At 66.2% G+C, this 20181-nt stretch carries 20 protein-coding genes; 15 read left to right on the top strand and 5 right to left on the bottom strand.

All coding sequences use genetic code 11. From position 1 onward, the window contains the following. Nucleotides 1-189: 189 nt before the first annotated feature. The 7 genes from AB4Y42_RS25925 to ptsP all read left to right on the top strand — a co-directional run bounded on the left by AB4Y42_RS25925 (nt 190) and on the right by ptsP (nt 8176). On the top strand, nt 190-528 hold the full coding sequence (locus AB4Y42_RS25925; protein WP_028201804.1) for a P-II family nitrogen regulator: 339 nt from the start codon (nt 190-192) through the stop codon (nt 526-528). Between the two features lie 40 nt (nt 529-568). Continuing rightward, the gene (locus AB4Y42_RS25920) at nt 569-2086 is read left to right on the top strand and encodes an ammonium transporter (RefSeq protein ID WP_368695744.1); all 1518 of its coding nucleotides are present in this window, start codon (nt 569-571) and stop codon (nt 2084-2086) included. 396 nt (nt 2087-2482) lie between these two features. After that, nucleotides 2483-3772 carry a glutamate--cysteine ligase gene (gene gshA / locus AB4Y42_RS25915; protein WP_368695743.1) on the top strand — a complete coding sequence of 430 codons (1290 nt, stop codon included), beginning with the start codon at nt 2483-2485 and terminating at the stop codon, nt 3770-3772. A 123-nt stretch (nt 3773-3895) separates the two neighbouring features. After that, nucleotides 3896-4849, top strand: a complete 954-nt coding sequence (gene gshB / locus AB4Y42_RS25910; protein ID WP_368695742.1) for a glutathione synthase — start codon at nt 3896-3898, stop codon at nt 4847-4849. 438 nt (nt 4850-5287) lie between these two features. After that, nucleotides 5288-5869 carry a PTS sugar transporter subunit IIA gene (locus AB4Y42_RS25905; RefSeq protein ID WP_368692538.1) on the top strand — a complete coding sequence of 194 codons (582 nt, stop codon included), beginning with the start codon at nt 5288-5290 and terminating at the stop codon, nt 5867-5869. An 85-nt stretch (nt 5870-5954) separates the two neighbouring features. After that, complete coding sequence (locus tag AB4Y42_RS25900) at nt 5955-6224, top strand: HPr family phosphocarrier protein (RefSeq protein WP_042270095.1); 270 nt, start codon at nt 5955-5957, stop codon at nt 6222-6224. A 212-nt stretch (nt 6225-6436) separates the two neighbouring features. Continuing rightward, the gene (gene ptsP, locus AB4Y42_RS25895) at nt 6437-8176 is read left to right on the top strand and encodes a phosphoenolpyruvate--protein phosphotransferase (RefSeq protein WP_368692539.1); all 1740 of its coding nucleotides are present in this window, start codon (nt 6437-6439) and stop codon (nt 8174-8176) included. A gap of 81 nt (nt 8177-8257) precedes the next feature. Here the strand turns inward: ptsP and AB4Y42_RS25890 are convergent, their stop codons facing one another. The 3 genes from AB4Y42_RS25890 to gpmA form a co-directional block, all read right to left on the bottom strand. After that, nucleotides 8258-9019 (bottom strand): ThiF family adenylyltransferase, encoded by a 762-nt coding sequence (locus AB4Y42_RS25890; RefSeq protein WP_368695741.1) that lies wholly within the window; start codon nt 9017-9019, stop codon nt 8258-8260. Nucleotides 9020-9195: 176 nt separating this feature from the next. Continuing rightward, nucleotides 9196-10779, bottom strand: a complete 1584-nt coding sequence (locus tag AB4Y42_RS25885) for a S41 family peptidase (protein WP_368692541.1) — start codon at nt 10777-10779, stop codon at nt 9196-9198. Between the two features lie 398 nt (nt 10780-11177). Next, the gene (gpmA, locus tag AB4Y42_RS25880; protein ID WP_368695740.1) at nt 11178-11927 is read right to left on the bottom strand and encodes a 2,3-diphosphoglycerate-dependent phosphoglycerate mutase; all 750 of its coding nucleotides are present in this window, start codon (nt 11925-11927) and stop codon (nt 11178-11180) included. 212 nt (nt 11928-12139) lie between these two features. Between gpmA and AB4Y42_RS25875 the strand changes: the two genes are divergently transcribed. The 5 genes from AB4Y42_RS25875 to AB4Y42_RS25855 all read left to right on the top strand — a co-directional run bounded on the left by AB4Y42_RS25875 (nt 12140) and on the right by AB4Y42_RS25855 (nt 15169). After that, nucleotides 12140-12565, top strand: a complete 426-nt coding sequence (locus AB4Y42_RS25875; RefSeq protein WP_042270087.1) for a rhodanese-like domain-containing protein — start codon at nt 12140-12142, stop codon at nt 12563-12565. Continuing rightward, nucleotides 12562-12822 carry a glutaredoxin 3 gene (gene grxC, locus AB4Y42_RS25870; RefSeq protein WP_042270085.1) on the top strand — a complete coding sequence of 87 codons (261 nt, stop codon included), beginning with the start codon at nt 12562-12564 and terminating at the stop codon, nt 12820-12822. The genes AB4Y42_RS25875 and grxC overlap by 4 nt, the downstream gene beginning before the upstream one ends. A gap of 229 nt (nt 12823-13051) precedes the next feature. Next, nucleotides 13052-13516, top strand: a complete 465-nt coding sequence (gene secB / locus AB4Y42_RS25865) for a protein-export chaperone SecB (protein ID WP_042270084.1) — start codon at nt 13052-13054, stop codon at nt 13514-13516. 46 nt (nt 13517-13562) lie between these two features. Next, nucleotides 13563-14561, top strand: a complete 999-nt coding sequence (locus tag AB4Y42_RS25860; RefSeq protein WP_368692543.1) for an NAD(P)H-dependent glycerol-3-phosphate dehydrogenase — start codon at nt 13563-13565, stop codon at nt 14559-14561. A 74-nt stretch (nt 14562-14635) separates the two neighbouring features. Further along, entirely contained in the window at nt 14636-15169 is a 534-nt protein-coding gene (locus AB4Y42_RS25855; RefSeq protein WP_368695739.1) for an O-acetyl-ADP-ribose deacetylase, read from the top strand. A 25-nt stretch (nt 15170-15194) separates the two neighbouring features. Here the strand turns inward: AB4Y42_RS25855 and trmL are convergent, their stop codons facing one another. Both trmL and AB4Y42_RS25845 read right to left on the bottom strand, forming a co-directional pair. Beyond that, nucleotides 15195-15665 carry a tRNA (uridine(34)/cytosine(34)/5-carboxymethylaminomethyluridine(34)-2'-O)-methyltransferase TrmL gene (gene trmL / locus AB4Y42_RS25850; protein ID WP_368692545.1) on the bottom strand — a complete coding sequence of 157 codons (471 nt, stop codon included), beginning with the start codon at nt 15663-15665 and terminating at the stop codon, nt 15195-15197. A gap of 42 nt (nt 15666-15707) precedes the next feature. Then, complete coding sequence (locus AB4Y42_RS25845) at nt 15708-16538, bottom strand: ComF family protein (protein ID WP_368695738.1); 831 nt, start codon at nt 16536-16538, stop codon at nt 15708-15710. A gap of 87 nt (nt 16539-16625) precedes the next feature. Here AB4Y42_RS25845 and AB4Y42_RS25840 point away from each other — a divergent pair, with 87 nt between their 5' ends. The 3 genes from AB4Y42_RS25840 to coxB all read left to right on the top strand — a co-directional run bounded on the left by AB4Y42_RS25840 (nt 16626) and on the right by coxB (nt 20119). After that, a complete protein-coding gene (locus AB4Y42_RS25840; RefSeq protein WP_368695737.1) occupies nt 16626-17615 on the top strand; it encodes a methyltransferase domain-containing protein in 990 nt (329 codons plus the stop codon). A gap of 267 nt (nt 17616-17882) precedes the next feature. Next, nucleotides 17883-18359, top strand: a complete 477-nt coding sequence (locus tag AB4Y42_RS25835; protein WP_324148383.1) for a DUF2244 domain-containing protein — start codon at nt 17883-17885, stop codon at nt 18357-18359. Between the two features lie 89 nt (nt 18360-18448). Further along, nucleotides 18449-20119 (top strand): cytochrome c oxidase subunit II, encoded by a 1671-nt coding sequence (gene coxB, locus AB4Y42_RS25830; RefSeq protein ID WP_368695736.1) that lies wholly within the window; start codon nt 18449-18451, stop codon nt 20117-20119. The last annotated feature ends 62 nt before the right edge of the window (nt 20120-20181 follow it).

The raw sequence follows: 20181 nt of genomic DNA, 5'->3' as shown, positions 1-20181 counted from the left end.
GAAGTCCATCACACCGCCTTTACGCACGGGCTGCAGCAAATTGGCACGGGTGTTGCTAATACTGCCCCGCGCACCGAACGACGGTTGGCTCACGGTGTGCCAGCGACGCGGCGAAGCATCACGCGCCGTTCGCCGGGCGCCCGTTGCAGAAGCAGACAAAGGAATGAAGCAAACCACAGCGAGGACTACATGAAACTCATTACAGCAATCATCAAGCCGTTCAAGCTCGATGAGGCGCGCGAAGCCCTTTCGGCGATCGGCGTTTCGGGGATCACGGTGACGGAGGTGAAAGGCTTCGGTCGCCAGAAGGGGCACACCGAGCTGTACCGCGGCGCGGAGTACGTCGTCGACTTCCTGCCGAAGGTGAAGATCGAAGCCGCCGTGGCCGACGACATCGTCGAGCAGGCCATCGAGGCGGTCGAACGCGCGGCCCGCACGGGCAAGATCGGCGACGGCAAGATTTTCGTCACCCCGATCGAACAAGTGATCCGCATCCGCACCGGCGAGACCGGCGCCGACGCGCTGTAAAGCCTAAAGAGACCGAGACAAGAGGAAAGAGGAAACCGAGATGCGCAAACTTTTGATGTCCCTGATGATGGCCGGCTCGCTGCTGGCCGGCGGCGTCGGCGCCGCGCTGGCGGACGACGCATCCGCGCCCGCCGCGGCGTCCGCGCCGGCCACCACCGCTTCGGCGCCCGATGCGTCCGCAGCCGCTCCGGCTTCGGCGCCCGCAGCCGACGCGGCTTCGGCCCCGGCAGCAGCAGCCAGCGCACCGGCCGCCGCCGCAAGCGCCCCGGCCGACGCATCGGCTGCCGCAGCCGCCGCGGCGCCCGCCGCACCGACCGCGCCGTTCTCGGTCGATTCGTCGAAGATCAACTCCGGCGACACCGCGTGGATGCTGACCTCCACCGCGCTCGTGCTGTTCATGACGATCCCGGGCCTCGCGCTCTTCTACGGCGGCATGGTCCGCAAGAAGAACGTGCTCGCGACGCTCATGCAGAGCTTCGCGATCACCTGCGTGGTCACGGTGATCTGGACGGTGGTCGGCTACTCGATCGCGTTCACGCCGGGCGGCTCGTTCATCGGCGGCTTCTCGCGCATCTTCCTTGAGGGCATGAACTACATCAAGGGCGACAAGGCGACGACGCTCACCGTGAGCCACCTCGCGCCGACCATCCCGGAGACCGTGTACTTCGTCTACCAGATGACGTTCGCGATCATCACACCGGCGCTCATCACCGGTGCGTTTGCCGACCGCATGAAGTTCTCGGCGATGCTCGTGTTCATGTCGCTGTGGTCGATCATCGTCTACTCGCCGATCGCGCACATGGTGTGGGAGCCGACCGGCTGGCTCGCCAGCGCCGGCATCCTCGACTTCGCGGGCGGCACGGTCGTGCACATCAACGCCGGTGTCGCGGGCCTCGTGTGCTGTATCGTCCTCGGCAAGCGTGTGGGTTACGGCCGCGAAGTGATGGCGCCGCACAACCTCGTGCTCACGCTGATGGGCGCGGCGATGCTGTGGGTGGGCTGGTTCGGCTTCAACGCGGGTTCGGCAGTCGCGGCCGACGGCCGTGCGGGCTTCGCGATGCTCACGACGCAAGTCGCTACCGCCTGCGCCGCACTCGGCTGGATGTTCGCGGAGTGGATCGCCAAGGGCAAGCCGTCGGTGCTCGGCATCGCCTCGGGCGCCGTGGCGGGTCTCGTGGCCGTGACGCCGGCATCGGGCTTCGTCGGCGTGCTGGGCGCGATCGTGATCGGCGTGGTGGCCGGCGTGGTCTGCTTCTGGTCGGCGACGTGGCTCAAGCACAAGTTCAACTATGACGACTCGCTCGACGCGTTCGGCGTGCACGGCATCGGCGGCATCATCGGCGCGCTGCTGACCGGCGTGTTCGCGGTGAAGGACATCGGCGGCGCGGATGGCAGCCTCATCCTGCAAGCCAAGGGCGTGCTCACGACCCTCATCTACAGCGGCGTGGTGAGCTTCGTCCTGCTGAAGGTGATCGACATGGTGATGGGCCTGCGCGTTTCGGAAGAAGAAGAGCGCGAAGGTCTCGACGTGGTTCTGCATGGCGAGCGCGTGGAATAAGCGCGCCGCGTTCGATGGTTTGATCTAGCAGGGCAGCAAGCAGCGACCTGGGCCCGCCGTTTCGGCGGGCCCTTTTCTTTTGCGCGCCCGGGCGGCGGGTGTGGGCCTTGCTCTCGCGCCAGGGAGGGGGCCAGGGCGGAATAAGCACCTCGCCGGCGCGTTCGCATAGTGCCCCTTCAGTGCGTGGGCCCAATTGCGCCCGGCGCCGCGGGCGGTCCAGAATGGATATCCGGCGTGAATATCCGTGCGCGGCACGCTCGATTGACCCTACCGCGCTCAAGGGATTTCACGACCCAGATTCATGAGGGCAATCCCGTCTTGCAACTGGCGCAATCGTCCCCAGATAAACGACCGGTTTCCCTACAATCAAAGCATTTCGTCCGCGAGTCACCCCTTATGGTCCCGCATCTGGTTACGGCGTTGAATGGCCCGCTCCTCGAACTGGAGCAGCGCATCCTCGATGCGACGCCGGCCATCGAGCGCTGGTTCCGCCTCGAATGGCAGGAGCACACGCCGCCGTTCTACGCCTCGGTGGACCTGCGCAACGCCGGCTTCAAGCTCGCGCCGGTCGACACCAACCTGTTTCCCGGCGCCTTTCACTGCCTGCCGCAGGAAGTGCTGCCGCTCGCCGTGCAGGCGGCCATGGCCGCCATCGAAAAGATCTGCCCGGACGCCAAGAACCTGCTGGTGATTCCGGAGATGCACACGCGCAACGCGTTCTATCTGGAGAATGTCGTGCGCCTCGCCACGATCATGCGCCAGGCGGGCCTGAACGTGCGCTTCGGCACGCTCGACGAAACGATCGCCGGGCCGGTGACGATCTCGCTCGCCGACGGCCAGAAGATCGTGCTCGAACCGCTCGAGCGCTCGCAGCGGCGCCTGGGCCTGAAGAACTTCGACCCCTGTTCGGTCCTGCTGAACAACGACCTTTCGGGCGGCATTCCGCCCGTGCTCGAAAACCTGCACGAGCAGTACGTGCTGCCGCCGCTGCACGCGGGCTGGGCGGTGCGCCGCAAGTCCACGCACTTCTCCTGCTACGACGACGTGGCGAAGAAGTTTGCGAAGATGGTGGGCGTGGACCCGTGGATGATCAATCCGTACTTCGCGCACGTGGAAGGCGTGGACTTCGAGGCGCGCACGGGCGAGGAGCAAGTCGCGACCGCCATCGACGCCGTGCTCAAGAAGATCGCGAAGAAGTACCGCGAGTACGGCATCACCGAAAAGCCCTATGTCGTCATCAAGTCCGATGCCGGCACGGACGGCCGCGGCGTGATGACGGTGCACGACGCCTCGGAGGTCGCCGCACTCACGAAGCGCGAACGTGCGAAGATGTCGGCCACGAAGGACGGGCTCGAAGTGCACGACGTGATCGTGCAGGAAGGCGTCTACACGTTCGAGCACATCGGCGACGAAGTGGCCGAGCCGGTCGTGTACATGATCGACCGCTATGTGGTGGGCGGCTTCTACCGCGCGCACGGCAGCCGCGAGCGCGACCAGAACCTGAACGCGCCGGGCATGCACTTCGTGCCGCTCGGCTTCGAGCACACGGCGCTGCCCGACACGCGCGCAAAAGCGGGTGCGGCGCCGCCGAACCGCTTTTACATGTACGGCGTGGTGGCGCGGCTCGGCTTGCTGGCGGCCTCGGTCGAGCTGGAGAAGACCGATCCCGAGGCGATCCAGGTCTGATCCGGCCGTCATCATTCACACAATCGAACGCAGCGCCCGCCACCGTGCGGGCGTTGCCGTCATGAAAGCAGGCGCGCCACCAGGCGCCACGCAGCGACAGGACAGGGACAAGGCAGAGACGATATGGACATTCTCTTCATCGCCGATCCGCTCGAGCGGTTCAAGATCTACAAGGACTCGACCTACGCGATGATGGCCGAGGCCGCGAAGCGCGGCCACCAGCTCTTCGCATGCGAGCCCCAGCACCTCGCATGGGTGAACGGCCAGGTGGAGGCCGACGTGCGGCGCTTCACGATCATCGGCGATACGGCTGACCTGCATCGCGAAACGTGGTTCGAAGCCACGGCCGATTCGCGCGCGCTCACCGGCTTCGATGCCGTCGTCATGCGCAAGGACCCGCCGTTCGACATGGAGTACGTCACCTCGACGTGGCTGCTGGAGATCGCCGAGCGCGCGGGCGCGAAGATCTTCAACAAGCCGCAGTCGATTCGCGATCACTCGGAGAAGCTCGCCATCGGCGAGTTTCCGCAGTTCGTCGCGCCGACGCTCGTGACGCGCAGCGCCGCGCGCCTGCGCCAGTTCCATGAAGAGCACCAGGACGTGATCCTCAAGCCGCTCGACGGCATGGGCGGCATGGGCGTGTTCCGCGTGAAGGCGGACGGCATGAACCTCGGCTCGATCATCGAGATGCTGAGTCACGACGGGGCGCGCAGCGTGATGGCGCAGAAGTTCATCCCCGAAATCAAGGCCGGCGACAAGCGCATTCTGCTGATCGGCGGCGAGCCGGTGCCGTTTTCGCTCGCGCGTATTCCTCAGGGCAATGAAGTGCGCGGCAATCTGGCGGCGGGTGGGCTCGGCGTCGCGCAGCCGCTCACCGGGCGCGACATGGAGATCGCCAAAGCGCTCGGCCCGACGCTCGCGGCACGCGGCCTGCTGCTTGTCGGGCTCGACGCCATCGGCGACTGGCTCACGGAGGTCAATGTCACGAGTCCGACGTGTTTCCGCGAAATCATGGAGCAGACGGGCTTCGACGTGGCCTCGATGTTCATCGACGCGCTGGAGCGCGCGGCGGCCTGAATCCGGCCGGCGTCCGGCTTCGAAACGGCGACCGGGTGCATTTGAAGCCCGCACCTGGAGCGCGGACTTGAAAGCCGCGTGTATGGCGGCATTTGCGGGATGTGGGGGCCTTGCAGGGTGGGCGCCCCATCGAGACCTTGACTGGCGGGCAGTTGCGGACCACGAAAGGTCGAGCGCGAGCGCGGAGCCTGTAAATCGCGCGCGACATCTGTCGCCGCTGTGAGCAGAACCGCCTCGCGTGCGCGAAAATGACCCTGCTACAATGCCGCGAGCCCGCGTTCCGGGCTGGCAGGCGGGCGTCGACAAGACGTTCCGGCTGCTGCGCGGCGCGTGTTCCGACCCTGCGAGCTCACGGCTGGCTGCGGGATCGGCGCTGCAGGACGCGATCTACGGGTCGTCCGAGCATCAACCGGAGCCGTTTTTTGCAGTCAAGCTGACATGGCAGGGATTCTGATCATTGCGCACGCACCGCTCGCCACCGCGCTACGCGAGTGCATCGCGCATATCTATGGCGGTTGTCCGGCGCGCATCGGCGCGCTCGACGTGCTCCCCGACAGCGACCCGGCTGAAGTGGTCGCCAAGGCGAATTCGGAGATCGAGCGCCTGCGCGAAGACAACGGCGCGCTCGTGTTGACCGACATGTTCGGCGCCACGCCTTCGAACATCGCGGCGCGCCTCGCCACGGTGCCCGAGGTGCGCGTGCTGGCCGGCGTGAATCTGCCGATGCTGGTGCGGGCCGTGTGCTACCGCGCAACGCCGCTCGACACGCTGGTCGAAAAGGCGCTGGCCGGCGCGAGCAAGGGCGTCCAGACCATCGGTCCGACCATGCCGCCCGTTGCGCCCGCGAGCGAATGCGCTTGCCCGCCCACGCCCTGCACCGAAGCCACCGCCGACGCGGCAAAGCAGGCCGCGAATCCGGTAGCGGGCCAGAGCGCGAGCCAGCCTGCCGCCGCGACGCGGGGCGCGGCTTGCACCGGCGGCGTAGCGGCCGGCGTATTCAGGCCGGCTGGCAGCACCTGAACCGGCGGCGCGCCAGCGAAAGCCAACAACAAGGCAAAGCGAAACAACCCAGTCACACTTCCACACACCGCGTCCGGATCGACCTATGCTGCAACAAGAAACGACCATCGTGAACAAACTCGGCCTGCACGCGCGGGCGTCGGCGAAGCTGACACAGCTCGCAGGCAACTATCAGTCGGAAATCTGGATGAGCCGCAACGGCCGCCGCATCAACGCCAAGAGCATCATGGGGGTCATGATGCTGGCCGCAGGCATCGGCAGCACGGTGATGATCGAAACCGAAGGCCCGGACGAGGCCGACGCCATGAGCGCGCTGCTCAAGCTGATCGCCGATAAGTTCGGCGAAGGCCAGTAAGACGCGCGCAGTCAACGCGCCTTGCCCGGAACGCCGCGGTTTGCCGCGGCGTTTTTATTTGTGGGCGGCGACTGCTGCACAAGGCCGCAGTCATGCACGGACAGGTGCGCATGGCTACATTCCGCCGCGCTGGAATTTATAATCATCGCCGGGGTCTGAGAGAGCGCATTGCAGCGGTTTGCCGCAGCATCAAATAACCAGAGGAGGTGCGCGTGCCGTTCACGCTGCATGGAATTCCCGTATCACGCGGTATAGCCATCGGGCGAGCGTATCTGATCGCCCCGGCTGCACTCGACGTCGACCACTACCTCATCGAGCACGCGCAGATCGAAGACGAAATCGTGCGTTTTCGCGCGGCGCTGCAGGCCGTGGAGCACGAGCTCGACGCGCTGCGCGCCGACCTCGCCGCCGACGCCCCTTCCGAAATGGGCGCATTCATCGGCGTACACCTCATGATCCTGAACGACGTGATGCTCGTGCAGGAGACCATCGACCTCATCCGCACGCGCCGCTTCAATGTGGAGTGGGCGCTTACCGAACAGCTCGAACGCCTCTCGCGTCACTTCGACGACGTCGAGGACGAGTACCTGCGCGAGCGCAAGGCCGATATCGAGCAGGTCGTGGAGCGCGTGCTGAAGTCGCTCGCGGGCGCCATGCCGCCTTCGCTGCACGGCGGCTGCGACGAGATGATCGTCGTCGCGCACGACATCGCGCCGGCCGACATGCTGCAGTTCAAGGGGCAAACCTTCCAGGGTTTCGTCACCGATCTGGGCGGGCGCACCTCGCACACGGCGATCGTCGCGCGCAGCCTCGGCATTCCGGCGGCGGTGGGCGTGCAGCAGGCGAGCGCGCTGATCCGCCAGGACGATCTCATCATCGTCGACGGCGACCATGGCGTCGTGATCGTCGATCCCGCGCCGATCGTGCTCGAGGAGTACACCTACCGCCAAAGCGAGATGGCGCTCGAGCGGCGCAAGCTGCAGCGCCTGAAGTTCTCGCCCACGCAAACGCTGTGCGGCGCGAAGATCCAGCTCTACGCGAACATCGAGCTGCCCGACGACGCGCAGGCCGCGCTCGACTCGGGCGCGACGGGCGTGGGCCTCTTTCGCACAGAGTTCCTGTTCATGAACCACAAGAACCACTTGCCGGAGGAGGACGAGCAGTTCGCCGCCTACCGCCGCGCGGTGGAGCTCATGAACGGGCTGCCCGTGACGATCCGCACGATCGACGTGGGCGCGGACAAGCCGCTCGACGCCATGAATGCGGGCGACGGTTACGAGACGGCCGCGAACCCGGCGCTCGGCCTGCGCGCGATCCGCTGGAGCCTGTCCGAGCCGCAGATGTTCCTCACGCAGCTGCGGGCAATCCTGCGCGCCTCGGCGTTCGGTTCGGTCAAGATCCTGATTCCGATGCTCGCGCACGCGCAACAGATCGACCAGACGCTTGACCTGATCCGCGAGGCGAAGCGTCAGCTCGACGACGCCGGTCTCGCCTACGATCCCAACATCCAGGTCGGCGCGATGATCGAGATTCCGGCGGCCGCGCTCGCGTTGCCGATGTTCCTGCGCCGGCTCGACTTCCTCTCGATCGGCACCAACGACCTGATTCAGTACGCGCTCGCCATCGACCGCGCCGACAATGCGGTGGCCGACCTGTACGATCCGCTGCATCCGGCCGTGCTGCAGCTGATCGCGCATACGCTGCGCGAGGCGAAGCGCGCGGGCGTGCCGGTTTCGGTGTGCGGGGAGATGGCGGGCGACCCGTCGTTCACGCGTTTGCTGCTCGGCATGGGTCTCACCGAGTTCTCGATGCACCCGAGCCAGTTGCTCGTGGTGAAGCAGGAAATCCTGCGCTCGCAGCTCAAGACGCTGGAGAAGCCGGTGGCGGAGGTGCTGGCCGCTTACGAGCCCGAGGAGCTGCAGGCCGCGCTGCAGCGTGTGGCCCAGGCCTGAGCGGCCGCCCGTGCAGACGCGAAAATGCAAAAAGCCCCGGCATGTCCGGGGCTTTTTTTCTTGCCCTGGCTCGCGCGGGCTTCAGGCGTGCCGGTGACGCTCGCCGCACACCGGGCAATCCGGCTGCCGCGCCACGCGCATCGTGTTCCATTCCATGCGCAGCGCGTCGAGCATCATGAGCCGCCCGACGAGCGGCGCGCCGATGCCGCCGATCACGCGCAGCGCCTCGGCCGCCTGCATCGCGCCGATGATGCCCACCGTGGGCGCGAACACGCCCATCGTCGAGCACGCCACTTCCTCGAATGGCTGGTCTTCGGGAAACACGCAGGCGTAGCAGGGCGAGGCGTCGTCGCGGAAATCGAACGTGCTGATCTGTCCGTCGAAGCGCAACGCGGCGCCCGAGACGAGCGGCACGCCGTGCTTCACGCACGCGCGGTTGATGGCGTGGCGCGTGGCGAAGTTGTCGGTGCAGTCGAGCACGACCGTCGCGCCCGGCACCTGCGCGTCGAGCCACGCATCGTCGATGCGTACTTGCAGCGCGTTCACCTTCACCTCGGGATTCAGGCGCGCGATGGCGTCGCGGCCCGACTCGGCCTTCGCGCGGCCGACCGACGCCGTCTCGTGCATGATCTGCCGCTGCAGATTGGTGAGGTCGACGGTGTCGTTGTCGACGAGCGTGAGCGTGCCCACGCCCGAGGCCGCGAGATACATCGCCGCTGGAGACCCCAGGCCGCCCGCGCCCACGACGATCGCATGCGCGTCGAGAAAGCGCTGCTGCGCCTCGATGCCGATCTCGTCGACGAGGATATGGCGGGAATAGCGGAGGAGTTGGTCGTCGTTCATCGCGATGCGCTGGTTCGATGGCGCTGCGATGGACCTCGAGAGCCTGAATGGCCCTGAATGGGGGAGCGCGCGCCGGGGAAATACCGTGCCGTTATTGTAACGACGCCAGCGGCTGGAGGAGGGGCGGCCTCGCGACCGGCGCACGAGGCGCGCGAGTCGCGAGGCGGGTCGGCGTGTTACTTCGCCGGTGCCGGAGCGGAGGCCGGCGCGGCCGCGGAGCCCGGAGCCGGCGCCATGATGAGCGCGCCCGGCTTCACGGCGATCGGCGCGGAAGCCGAGGTAGGCGGCTTCTGCTGCGCGAGGCGGCGCTCCATCGGCGACTTCGATTCGGCCACCGGCTTGCCCTGGAGCTTGTTCAGCGCCTGCTGGAGCATGTAGTCGTCGGTGGAGCCGAAGTCGACCGGCTTGCGCTCACGATCCTTCTGGCGCTGCTCCGGCGTCTTCTTGTCGTTCTGCTCCTCGAGCTGACGCAGCATGTCCATGCGCTCCTGCTCGCGCACTTCCTGCTCCTTCTTCTCGTCCGGATCCTGCGTGTTGGCTAGGTGGTTCTGATAGTCCACTTCGCGCGTGACGAGTGCGTCATCCGGATCGCCGTCGGCGTACTGGTCGACCGCGATATCAGGACGGATGCCCTTGTTCTGGATCGAGCGGCCGCTCGGCGTGTAGTAGTACGCCGTGGTCAGGCGCAGCGCCGTGTCGGCCGTCATCGGGCGCACGGTCTGCACCGAGCCCTTGCCGAACGTCGTCTTGCCGACGATCAGCGCACGCCTGGAGTCCTGCAGCGCGCCCGCGACGATTTCCGAGGCCGACGCCGAGTAGGCGTTGGTCAGCACGACCATCGGCACGGTCTTGAACTCGGCCGCCTCGCCCTTGAGCGGGTCGCCGTCGAACGACGGCAGGCGGTAGTTCTCGTAGGTGTCGCGGTAGACCTGCTTCGAGTCCGGGATCTGGCCGTTCGTCGAGACGACGACCGAATCCGGCGGCAGGAACGCGCCCGCCACGCCCACGGCGCTTTGCAGCAGGCCGCCGCCGTTGTTGCGCAGGTCGAGGATGATGCCCTTGAGGTTCGGCTCCTGGCGCGCGATATCCTGCAGCTTCTGCGCGAGGTCGGGGACCGTGCGCTCCTGGAAGCTCGTGATGCGGATATACGCGTAGCCCGGCTGCAGGATCTTCGACTTCACGCTCTGCACCTTGATGATGGCGCGCGTGATGGTGAGCGGGAAGGTGCGGTCGTCGGTCTTGCGGAAGATCGTGAGCGTGACCTTGGTGCCCGGGTCGCCGCGCATCTGCTTGACGGCCTGGTCGAGCGTCATGCCGCGCACCGGCTTGTCGTTGATGCGCGTGATGAGGTCGCCCGGACGGATGCCGGCACGGTACGCGGGCGTGTCTTCGATCGGCGAGATCACCTTGATCAGGCCGTCTTCCGACGAGATTTCGATGCCGAGGCCCGCGAAGCGACCCTTGGTCTGCTCCTGGAGCTCCTGGTAATCGGTCTTGTCGAGATACGACGAGTGCGGGTCGAGGCTCGACACCATGCCCTTGATGGCGGCGGTGAGGAGCTTCTTGTCGTCCACCGGCACGACATACTCATGCTTGATTTGACCGAACACTTCGGCGAAGAGCCTCAGCTGGTCGAGCGGCAGCGGTTCTACGACCGTCTGCTGGGTTTGCTGCGCCTCGGCGGATATCTGCAGGGTGGCAAATACGCCGGTCGCGAGGCCAGCGGCGATCAGGCCGATGTTTTTCAGGTTCTTTCGCATAGAGTATGTTGCGTGCGGTCGAAAAGGCGCGTGGCAGCGTCTATTGGAAAAGCGACGGACAAGTATAACTGCACACCCGCCGTGGCTGTGTATATGGCGCGTACGATGGGACTAAGACAGTGCTGCAGCCGCCTGGTTCGCAAACCGTGTGCCGCAATTTCACTCTGGCACGGTGCTGGCAGGGCGCTGGCAATCCTGCCAGCCAGGCCCGGAAAAAGGCAGAAAAGGGGAATGTGCAACGAATTTCCAGGGCGGCCAGGGCGGCCAGGGCGAACCCGCACGGCGCCCGCGTGGCCGCAGGGCTGGCCCGCGCACATGCCGCCGGCCCGACGGACCGGCGGCTGCCTGAATCGACAAGGCACGGCCACGTGGCAGCCGATGCCGGGCGGCGCTAAGCGTCAGCCCGCCTTCTTGCCCTGGTTCGCCACGGCGGCCTGCGCCTTCGCGATGGCTTCGGCGTCGCCCAGATAGTAGTGCTTGATGGGCTTGAGGCTCTCGTCCAGCTCATAGACGAGCGGCACGCCGTTCGGGATGTTCAGGCCGACGATGTCGTCATCCGAAATGTTGTCGAGGTACTTCACGAGCGCGCGGATCGAGTTCCCGTGCGCGGCGATCACCACCTTCTTGCCCGCCTTGATGGCCGGCGCGATCGACTCGTTCCAGATCGGCATCACGCGCGCGACCGTGTCCTTCAGGCACTCGGTAAGCGGCAGTTCCTCGCGCGGCACCTTCGCGTAACGCGGGTCGTTGTACGCCGTGCGCGAGTCGGTCGGCTCGAGCGCCGGCGGCGGCGTGTCATAGCTGCGGCGCCAGACCAGCACCTGCTCGTCGCCGAATTTGGCCGCCGTTTCGGCCTTGTTCAGGCCCGAAAGCGCACCGTAGTGACGCTCGTTCAGGCGCCACGAGTGGACCACGGGCAGGTACATCTGGTCCATCTGGTCCTGCACGTGCCAGAGCGTGCGGATCGCGCGCTTGAGCACGGAGGTGTAGGCGATGTCGAACGTGTAGCCGGACTCCTTGAGCAGCTGGCCTGCCTGCTGCGCTTCGCGGTTGCCCTGCTCGGTGAGGTCGACGTCCACCCAGCCGGTGAAGCGGTTTTCCTTGTTCCAGGTCGATTCGCCGTGGCGGATGAGTACGAGTTTGTACATGAGGATGCCGGTCGGTAGTGAAGGAAGCGGTAATCGGGGACGGAGGACGCAACACGGCAGCAGCGCCATGGCGGCGGTCCAGGCCCGGAGGGCGGCACGCCCGGGCTGGGGGGCGGTAACCCTGCGACAAACGGTTATTTTATAATGAGCGGATTGTCCGAATCCGATTTCGCACGATTTCTCCGACTTTCCCTTTTTCCGGCGGACCCTCCGTGACGTTCTTCACCAACTACATCAACCTTGTACTCATCGCGATCGTCCTCATCTCAGGAGGGTTGCTCCTGTGGCCGACGCTCAAGCGCGGCGGCCGCGGCGGGGTTTCCACCGCCGAGGCGACGCAGCTCATCAACCGCCGCAACGCGGTGGTGGTCGACCTGCGTCCCGCGGGTGAATTCGCGAAGGGTCATCTGCCCTCGGCGCGCCAGGTCGAATTTGGCGAACTCGAGACGAAGATCGGCCAGCTCGTGAAGAACAAGAGCAACCCGGTGTTGCTGGTCTGCCAGACGGGCCAGCAGTCGCACAAGGCGCTGCGCCTCGTGAAGGACGCCGGTTTTGCCGAAGTCCACGTGCTGGACGGCGGCGTGAACGCCTGGCAGCAGGCCGGCATGCCGGTCGTGAAACAAGGAGGTTCGAAGTGAGCAAAGTGGTCATGTACAGCACCCAGGTGTGCCCGTATTGCCAGATGGCCGAGCGTCTTTTAAAGTCGCGCGGCGTCGAACACATCGAGAAAGTGCTGATCGACCGGGACCCGGCGCGGCGCGAAGAGATGATGACGCGCACCGGCCGGCGTACCGTGCCGCAGGTTTTCATCGGCGAGACGCACGTGGGCGGTTACGATGACCTCTCCGCGCTCGACCGTGCGGGCGGCTTGATGCCGCTGCTCGAAGCCGCCTGAGGTTACTCGGGCGGATTCAAGGCCTGATTCGCAGCCCGATAGCCGTGCGGCCTCGGTCCGCAGGCGGGCTGCGCAGCGTGACGTAGCGACGCAGGGTTTCGGCCCGCGCGAGCCAGTGAGGCTCGCGCGGGCCTGTTGCCGTTCATTGCCGTAGCGCGGCGCATTTTCGGGACTTCGAGACGTCACGACGATGCCGCCGCGATCCATTCAATCAGGGAAGCCATACACCATGTCTGACGAGAACAACCAGCCGTTCTTCAATATCCAGCGCATCTACCTCAAGGACATGTCGCTCGAGCAGCCGAATTCGCCGGCCATCTTCCTTGAGCAGGACATGCCTTCGGTCGAAGTGGAAGTCGACGTCAAGGCCGAGCGCCTCGCCGAATCGGTGTTCGAGATCATCGTCACCGGCACCGTCACGGCCAAGGTCAAGGACAAGGTTGCGTTCCTGATCGAAGCCAAGCAAGCCGGCATTTTCGACATCCGCAACATCCCGGCCGAACAGGTCGATCCGCTCGTCGGCATCGCATGCCCGACCATCCTGTTCCCGTACCTGCGCTCGAACATCGCCGACGCGATCACGCGCGCGGGCTTCCCGCCGATCCACCTGGCCGAGATCAACTTCCAGGCGCTCTACGAGCAACGCCTGCAGCAACTCGCCCAGCAAGACGGCGCAAGCAGCGCAACGCACTAAAGCGTACGTTGATCGTTTCCACGAACTACCGGTGCGGAGTATCGGAATGAACATCGCCGTTCTCGGCGCCGGAGCGTGGGGCACCGCGCTGGCGGGGCATCTCGCCCAGGCGCATCACACGCTGTTGTGGGCGCGCGATGGCGCGCTCGTCGACACCTTGCGCAAGACGCACGAAAACGCCCGCTATCTCGCAGGCGTCGCGCTGCCTGAAACTCTCCAATACGAAACGGATCTCGCCGCCGCGCTCGACCATGCGTCGGGCGAGGCGGATCTCGTCGTGCTCGCCACGCCCGTGGCGGGCCTGCGCGGCATGCTTTGCACGCTGCGCGACATGGGCCGCGTGCCCGCGCACTTCGTCTGGCTCTGCAAGGGCTTCGAAGCCGAAACGCAGTTGATGCCGCATCAGGTCGTGGCGGCCGAACTGCCGGGCCACGCGAGCAACGGCGTGCTGTCGGGGCCGAGCTTCGCGCGCGAAGTGGGCGAGGGCCTGCCCGTCGCGTTGACGGTGGCGAGCGCCTCCGCCGCTTGCCGCGAGCGCACGCTCGCGGCGTTCCATCACCGCGCGATGCGCATTTATACCGGCGACGACGTGGTCGGCGTGGAGGTGGGCGGCGCGGTCAAGAACGTGCTCGCGATCGCGACCGGCATCGCCGATGGCCTGGGCCTCGGCCTGAACGCACGCGCGGCGCTCATCACGCGCGGCCTCGCCGAGATGACGCGCCTTGGCGTCACACTCGGCGGGCGCGCCGAGACCTTCACGGGACTGACCGGCCTCGGCGACCTCATCCTCACCGCCACGGGCGACCTCTCGCGCAACCGCACCGTGGGCAAGCAGCTCGCGAGCGGCCGCACGCTCGACGACATCCTCGGCGCACTCGGCCACGTTGCCGAAGGCGTACGCTGCGCGCAGGCCGTGCTGGCGCTCGCGCGCGCGCATGGCATCGACATGCCGATCACCCAGGCGGTATGCGCCGTGCTGTTCGACGGTGTCACGCCGCGCGACGCCGTGAGCGCGCTGCTCCGGCGCGACGCGAAGGCGGAGTAGGGCGCTTCGGTCCTGCTGCGCCTGGCTTGAAGCTCGCACGCTTTGCGTGCGACCGGAGCGCAAAGGAGGACCGTATGCTGACCATCGGAAACTGCCGCATCGAAGCGCAGGCCGTCGACATCACCACGTTGAAGGTCGATGCGATCGTCAACGCCGCGAACGAATCGCTGCTCGGCGGCGGCGGCGTGGACGGCGCGATTCATCGCGCCGCCGGGCCGGACCTGCTGCGCGAATGCGAGACGCTGAACGGCTGCCCGACCGGCGACGCCAAAATCACCGGCGGCTATCGCCTGCCCGCCAAACACGTCATCCATACCGTGGGGCCCGTCTGGTACGGCGGCGGCCGTGACGAAGCGCATCTGCTCGCTTCCTGCTACCGGCGCTCGCTCGAGTGCGCGCGCGAGGCGGGCGTGACGAGCATCGCGTTTCCGGCAATCAGTTGCGGCGTCTACCGTTTTCCTGCCGACGATGCCGTGACGATCGCCGTCGCGACCGTGACCGACGAGCTATCGAAATACCCGACGCTCGAGCGCGTGATTTTCGCGTGCTTCGACAATGCGATGCTCACGCGCTATGAGCGTGAGCTGGCGGCGCGCGGCAACGCGTAGGGCAAGGCGTGACAACGCACTCGCCTCATTCGCCACCTTCGAACCCCGCCTGACGCCACGCTTCGAACACCACGACCGCGACCGTGTTCGAGAGATTCAGGCTGCGATTGCCGGGCCGCATCGGCAGGCGCACGCGCTGTGGCGTCTCGAAACGCTCGAGCACCGCGTCGGGCAGGCCGCGCGTTTCCGCGCCGAACACGAACCAGTCGCCCGGCTGGAACGCATGCGCATGAAAGCGGCCCGATCCGCGCGTCGTGAACGCGAACATGCGCGACGGGTCCGGGGCTTCTTTGGCGATGAAGGCATCCCAGTCGGCGTGCACGTGCATCTGCGCGTACTCGTGGTAGTCGAGCCCCGCGCGGCGCATTTTCGCGTCGTCGAGGGGAAAGCCGAGCGGTTCGATCAGATGAAGCCGCGCACCGGTGTTCGCGCACAGGCGGATCACGTTGCCGGTGTTCGGCGGGATTTCGGGTTCGACGAGAACGACGTTGAACATGACGATGAAACTCTCTCGATGTCTTGAACAGGGTGAGGCCGATCAGTCCTTCGGCGTGCGCAGCGCGACGAAATTCGTCACGCGCCTTGCGCCAGCGGCCTTGAGCGTATGCGCGAGCGCGTCGAGCGTGGCGCCCGAGGTCATCACGTCGTCGACCACACCCACGTGCTGGCCGGCAAGCGGCCGCGTGAGCGCGAAGGCCCGGCCGACGTTGCGGCGGCGCGTCTCGCGATCGAGCTTCGATTGCGGCGCCGTATGCAGGATGCGTCGTACGAGCGTGGCGTCCGCTTGCGTGCCCAACCGGCGCGCGAGCGGCCGCGCGATCTGCCAGGCCTGGTTGTAGCCGCGCTCGATGAGGCGCTCGCGCGAGAGCGGCACCGCCACGACGAGCTCCGGCATGCCGTGCTCATCGCACAGATCTTGTGCGGCCAGCGCGAGGCGTCGCGCAAATTCCTCGCCGAGTGCGAGGCGCGCGCGAAACTTCAGGCCGCGCGCGAGCAGGTCGAGCGGCGCGCGATAATCGGCGAGCGCGAGCGTGGCGTCGAATGCGGGCGGTGCGTCGGTGCAGGCCTCGCAGCGGTAGCGCGCGTGTCCCGCCGCACCGCGTCTGTGCGTGAGCGGCATCGCGCAGACCGTGCAGCGCAGGCGCGGCTCATTCCAGTACGCGGCGTCGCAGCACACACAGAGCGTGGCTCGCGACAAATTGCCGCATAATGGGCACAGATTGGGCAGCACGAAGTGGGCAAGCCGTGACGGCAGCGCCCGCGCTTTTCGACAGACGCGCGCAACGCCCGCAAGACGAGTGCGGTGCGAAGCGGGCGGTGTGACGCGCGCTGCATTGCGTGCATCACGTGAAGAAGGGCGCGGCGGCATCGAAGGACGGCCCGGGCAGCGGGCTCGCGTGACTGAAAGGAAAGGAGTGAGCGAGTATACTTCGCAGACTTCGCCAATACGACCGACATGTCCCCGTCTTCCGCAAGAACTGGCCGTCCGGATTATGACACCCGGCACCTTCGGCGCATCTTCGATCGCCGTGCGGCGACTTTCGACGACGTTGCCTTCCTGCCGCGTGAAATCGCGCAACGCATGCGCGAGCGCCTCGAGTACATCAAGGTGAAACCTGCGGCCGTGCTCGACATCGCGTGCGGCCAGGGCGACGACCTGCCCAGCTTGCGCGAGCGCTTTCCCGAAGCGCCCGTGTTCGGCACCGATCTCTCCCTCGCCATGCTGCGCCGTGCCCGCGAGCACGACGCCCCCGACACGAGCTGGCGGCGTTTTCTGCCCGCATCGGTTGGCCGCGCGCTCGGTTCGCGCGGTCCGCGGGTTGCGCAAGCCGACTTCGCCGAACTGCCGTTCGCGCACGGCGCGTTCGAGCTGCTGTGGTCGAATCTCGCACTGCACTGGCATCCGCGCCCCGACCTCGTGTTCGGCGAGTGGCAGCGCGTGCTTAAAGTCAACGGCCTGCTGATGTTCAGCACGCTCGGTCCCGACACGCTCAAGGAGCTGCGCGGCGCGTTCGCCGAAGTCGAGGCCGCGCACGGCGTACCGTCGCGCGCGCACGTCATCGATTTCGTCGACATGCACGATCTGGGCGACATGCTCGTCGAGAACGGTTTCGAGATTCCGGTGATGGACCAGGAAACGCTCACCATCACCTACAAGACGCCGGAGAAGCTGCTCGCCGACGTGCGCCGCTGGGGCGCATATCCGTTCGAGCGCAACGGCGATGGCGAGGGCGAGAACGGCGGCACCGCGCGGCGCCTGCACCGTGCGCTCGTGGCCGCGCTCGAGGCGCGCCGCTGCACGGACGGTCCGCACGCGGGCACGATCCCGCTGACCTTCGAGATCATCTACGGCCACGCGTGGAAGGCCGTGCCGCGTACGACCGCCGAAGGCCATGGCATCGTGCGCATCGAAGACATCGGCCGGGGTCCTGCAAGGAATCGGTAACGTGGTAAGGGGGCTTTCGTTATGCCTGAAATTAGCGCCTGAAAAGCCCCGGGGAAATGCCTGATAAATCGCTGCAAGGCCCGTCTGATATGGGTTTGCGGGCGATTGGGCCTTGCTTGTGAGGGCAGGGGATCGCGCCTATAATGCGTCAGTTTGCTGCACGGAAGGGTCCCCAAAATCCATTGTGGCAAGTCCAGATGTTCCCGTAGTTGTGCGAGGCGCGACGCGGCGATAGTCTGGCGAGGTTGCAAGTGGGGGAAGCGAGCGATGCAGGCGTCTGATCTGCTGGCGAGTCCGGAACCGGTCCTGAAAGACTGGACCATGAAGCGCAACTGTTCGGTTTCGCCCAGGCAATTCGTGTTCTTCTATGTTTCGCTGGCGCTGGTTTCCATCGCGATCGCCGTTCTGTTGTTGATCCACGGCGCCTGGCTGGTTTTGCCGTTTACCGGTATCGATCTGTTGGTAGTAGGCGGCGCTTTTGTCATCTATGCGCGCCATGCTGTCGATTACGAACGTATCAGGCTTTATCCGAACCGGCTGGTGATCGAACAGATGAGCGCCGACGCGCTCACGCAGTTCGAATTCAATCCCCGCTGGGTCCGGGTCGAGCCGGGCGCGACCCCACGCGACCCGGTGCGTCTCGTGTCCCGCGGTCAGGCGGTCGCTGTCGGGTTGCATCTGCCGCAATATCGGCGTGCGCAGTTCGCGCGGGAACTGCGTGCCTGGCTTGCGCGCGCGCCTTGATGCGCGGCGCGTGAGTTTGCCGGTTGGCGGTACGAGCGTCCCAGGGGGCGCCCTGGTTGCAAAACCTTCCTGCGGGGTCGAGGGTTTGAATGGAAATTATGGGTAAGGAAGCTATGAAAACAATCAAGCGAGCCCTCCAGGGCGTGCTGGCGTGCAGCGGATTCCTCGTCGCCGGCGCGGCACTCGCAGTCGGAGACAGCCCAGGCGGCCCTGCGGTGAACGAGATCAATTTCCAGCCGCCCGTCACGCGCATCGCCGAAGAGCTTTACAGCCTCCATATGATGATGCTGCTCTTGTGCGTCGTGATTTTCGCCGGCGTGTTCGGCGTCATGTTCTATTCGATCTACGCGCACCGTAAGGCGAAGGGCCACAAGGCCGCTCACTTTCATGAGAGCACCACGGTCGAAATCATCTGGACGGTGGTGCCGTTCATCATCGTCGTGCTGATGGCGCTGCCCGCCACCAAAGCGGTCGTCGCGATGAAGGACACCTCCAACGCCGACCTCACCGTGAAGGTCACGGGCTACCAGTGGAAATGGGGCTACGACTACGTGAAGGGCCCGGGCGAGGGCATCAACTTCCTCTCCACGCTCAGCACGCCGCGCTCCGAGGTGAACAACCGCGTGCCGATCACCGATACGTACCTGCAGGAAGTCGACAATCCGCTCGTCGTGCCGGTCAACAAGAAGATCCGCATCATCACCACGGCCAACGACGTCGTGCACTCGTGGTACGTGCCCGCGTTCGGCGTGAAGCAGGACGCGATTCCGGGCTTCGTGCGCGACACGTGGTTCAGGGCCGACAAGGTCGGCACCTATCGCGGCTTCTGTACCGAGCTATGCGGCAAGGAGCACGCGTTCATGCCGGTCGTCGTCGAGGTGCTCTCCGACGAGGACTACGCAAAGTGGGTCGATACGCAAAAGGCGAAGATGGCCGCCGCCAACGACGACCCGAACAAGACCTACACGCTGGCCGAGCTCAAGGAGCGCGGCGAGAAGGTCTACAACTCGAACTGCGCGGTGTGCCACCAGCCCACCGGCAAGGGCGCGGGCGCGTTCCCGGCGCTCGACGGCAGCAAGGTCGTTCAGGGTCCGCTCGCCGGGCACGTGAGCATCGTCCTGCACGGCAAGAACGCCATGCCTTCGTGGGCGCCCACGCTCAATGACGTCGAGATCGCTTCGGTCATCACGTTCGAGCGCAACTCGTGGGGCAACCACACCGGCGACATTCTGCAGCCGCGTCAGGTGGCCGACGCGCGTAACGGCAAGATGCCCGAGGGCGGCGGCACGACGGCGGCAGCGGGCGAGGGCGGCGCGAGCGGCGCGGCCGCGGCAAGCGGCGCGGAAGCCGCCAGCGGCGCGGCCGAAGCGAGTGCGGCAAGCGGTGCGGCGCCCGCAAGCGGCGCGGAGCAGGCGTCGGGCGCAGCGGCGCCGAGCGCAGCAGCTGCGCTGCCGGCAAGCGTCTACTTCGAAGTGGGCAAAAGCACGCTGCCCGCCGACGCGAAGGACGCCATCCAGGCGGCAGCCGACTACGCGAAGGCGCATCCGGATGCGAAGTTCACGCTCTCGGGCTACACCGATTCGAGCGGCAACGCCAGCACCAACGCCGACCTTGCCAAGCGCCGCGCGCAAGCGGTGCGCGACGCGATGAAGGCGGCAGGCATTGCCGAAGACCACATCATTCTGAAGAAGCCGGAAACGATCACGGGCGGCGCGAACGCGAAAGAAGCGCGCCGGGTGGAGATCAGCGCGGCGGCCTGAGCGGGCCCGCGCCATAAGAACAAGCAGCAAGAGACGCAAAAGCGATTCGCTTCAGCATTTCA

It is taken from the genome of Paraburkholderia sp. EG286B (genome assembly GCF_040965655.1).
Lineage (GTDB): Bacteria > Pseudomonadota > Gammaproteobacteria > Burkholderiales > Burkholderiaceae > Paraburkholderia.
The sequence above is the reverse complement of the archived record's forward strand: the minus strand, read 5'-3'. Positions and strand labels throughout refer to the sequence as shown.

What these genes read in the sequence shown, in the direction of transcription:
- AB4Y42_RS25925 (WP_028201804.1), top strand. Translation starts at nt 190, where the DNA reads ATGAAACTCATTACAGCAATCATCAAGCCGTTCAAGCTCGATGAGGCG.
- AB4Y42_RS25920 (WP_368695744.1), top strand. Translation starts at nt 569, where the DNA reads ATGCGCAAACTTTTGATGTCCCTGATGATGGCCGGCTCGCTGCTGGCC.
- gshA (WP_368695743.1), top strand. Translation starts at nt 2,483, where the DNA reads ATGGTCCCGCATCTGGTTACGGCGTTGAATGGCCCGCTCCTCGAACTG.
- gshB (WP_368695742.1), top strand. Translation starts at nt 3,896, where the DNA reads ATGGACATTCTCTTCATCGCCGATCCGCTCGAGCGGTTCAAGATCTAC.
- AB4Y42_RS25905 (WP_368692538.1), top strand. Translation starts at nt 5,288, where the DNA reads ATGGCAGGGATTCTGATCATTGCGCACGCACCGCTCGCCACCGCGCTA.
- AB4Y42_RS25900 (WP_042270095.1), top strand. Translation starts at nt 5,955, where the DNA reads ATGCTGCAACAAGAAACGACCATCGTGAACAAACTCGGCCTGCACGCG.
- AB4Y42_RS25890 (WP_368695741.1), bottom strand. Translation starts at nt 9,019, where the DNA reads ATGAACGACGACCAACTCCTCCGCTATTCCCGCCATATCCTCGTCGAC.
- AB4Y42_RS25885 (WP_368692541.1), bottom strand. Translation starts at nt 10,779, where the DNA reads ATGCGAAAGAACCTGAAAAACATCGGCCTGATCGCCGCTGGCCTCGCG.
- gpmA (WP_368695740.1), bottom strand. Translation starts at nt 11,927, where the DNA reads ATGTACAAACTCGTACTCATCCGCCACGGCGAATCGACCTGGAACAAG.
- secB (WP_042270084.1), top strand. Translation starts at nt 13,052, where the DNA reads ATGTCTGACGAGAACAACCAGCCGTTCTTCAATATCCAGCGCATCTAC.
- AB4Y42_RS25860 (WP_368692543.1), top strand. Translation starts at nt 13,563, where the DNA reads ATGAACATCGCCGTTCTCGGCGCCGGAGCGTGGGGCACCGCGCTGGCG.
- AB4Y42_RS25855 (WP_368695739.1), top strand. Translation starts at nt 14,636, where the DNA reads ATGCTGACCATCGGAAACTGCCGCATCGAAGCGCAGGCCGTCGACATC.
- trmL (WP_368692545.1), bottom strand. Translation starts at nt 15,665, where the DNA reads ATGTTCAACGTCGTTCTCGTCGAACCCGAAATCCCGCCGAACACCGGC.
- AB4Y42_RS25845 (WP_368695738.1), bottom strand. Translation starts at nt 16,538, where the DNA reads ATGCCGCCGCGCCCTTCTTCACGTGATGCACGCAATGCAGCGCGCGTC.
- AB4Y42_RS25840 (WP_368695737.1), top strand. Translation starts at nt 16,626, where the DNA reads ATGTCCCCGTCTTCCGCAAGAACTGGCCGTCCGGATTATGACACCCGG.
- AB4Y42_RS25835 (WP_324148383.1), top strand. Translation starts at nt 17,883, where the DNA reads ATGCAGGCGTCTGATCTGCTGGCGAGTCCGGAACCGGTCCTGAAAGAC.
- coxB (WP_368695736.1), top strand. Translation starts at nt 18,449, where the DNA reads ATGGAAATTATGGGTAAGGAAGCTATGAAAACAATCAAGCGAGCCCTC.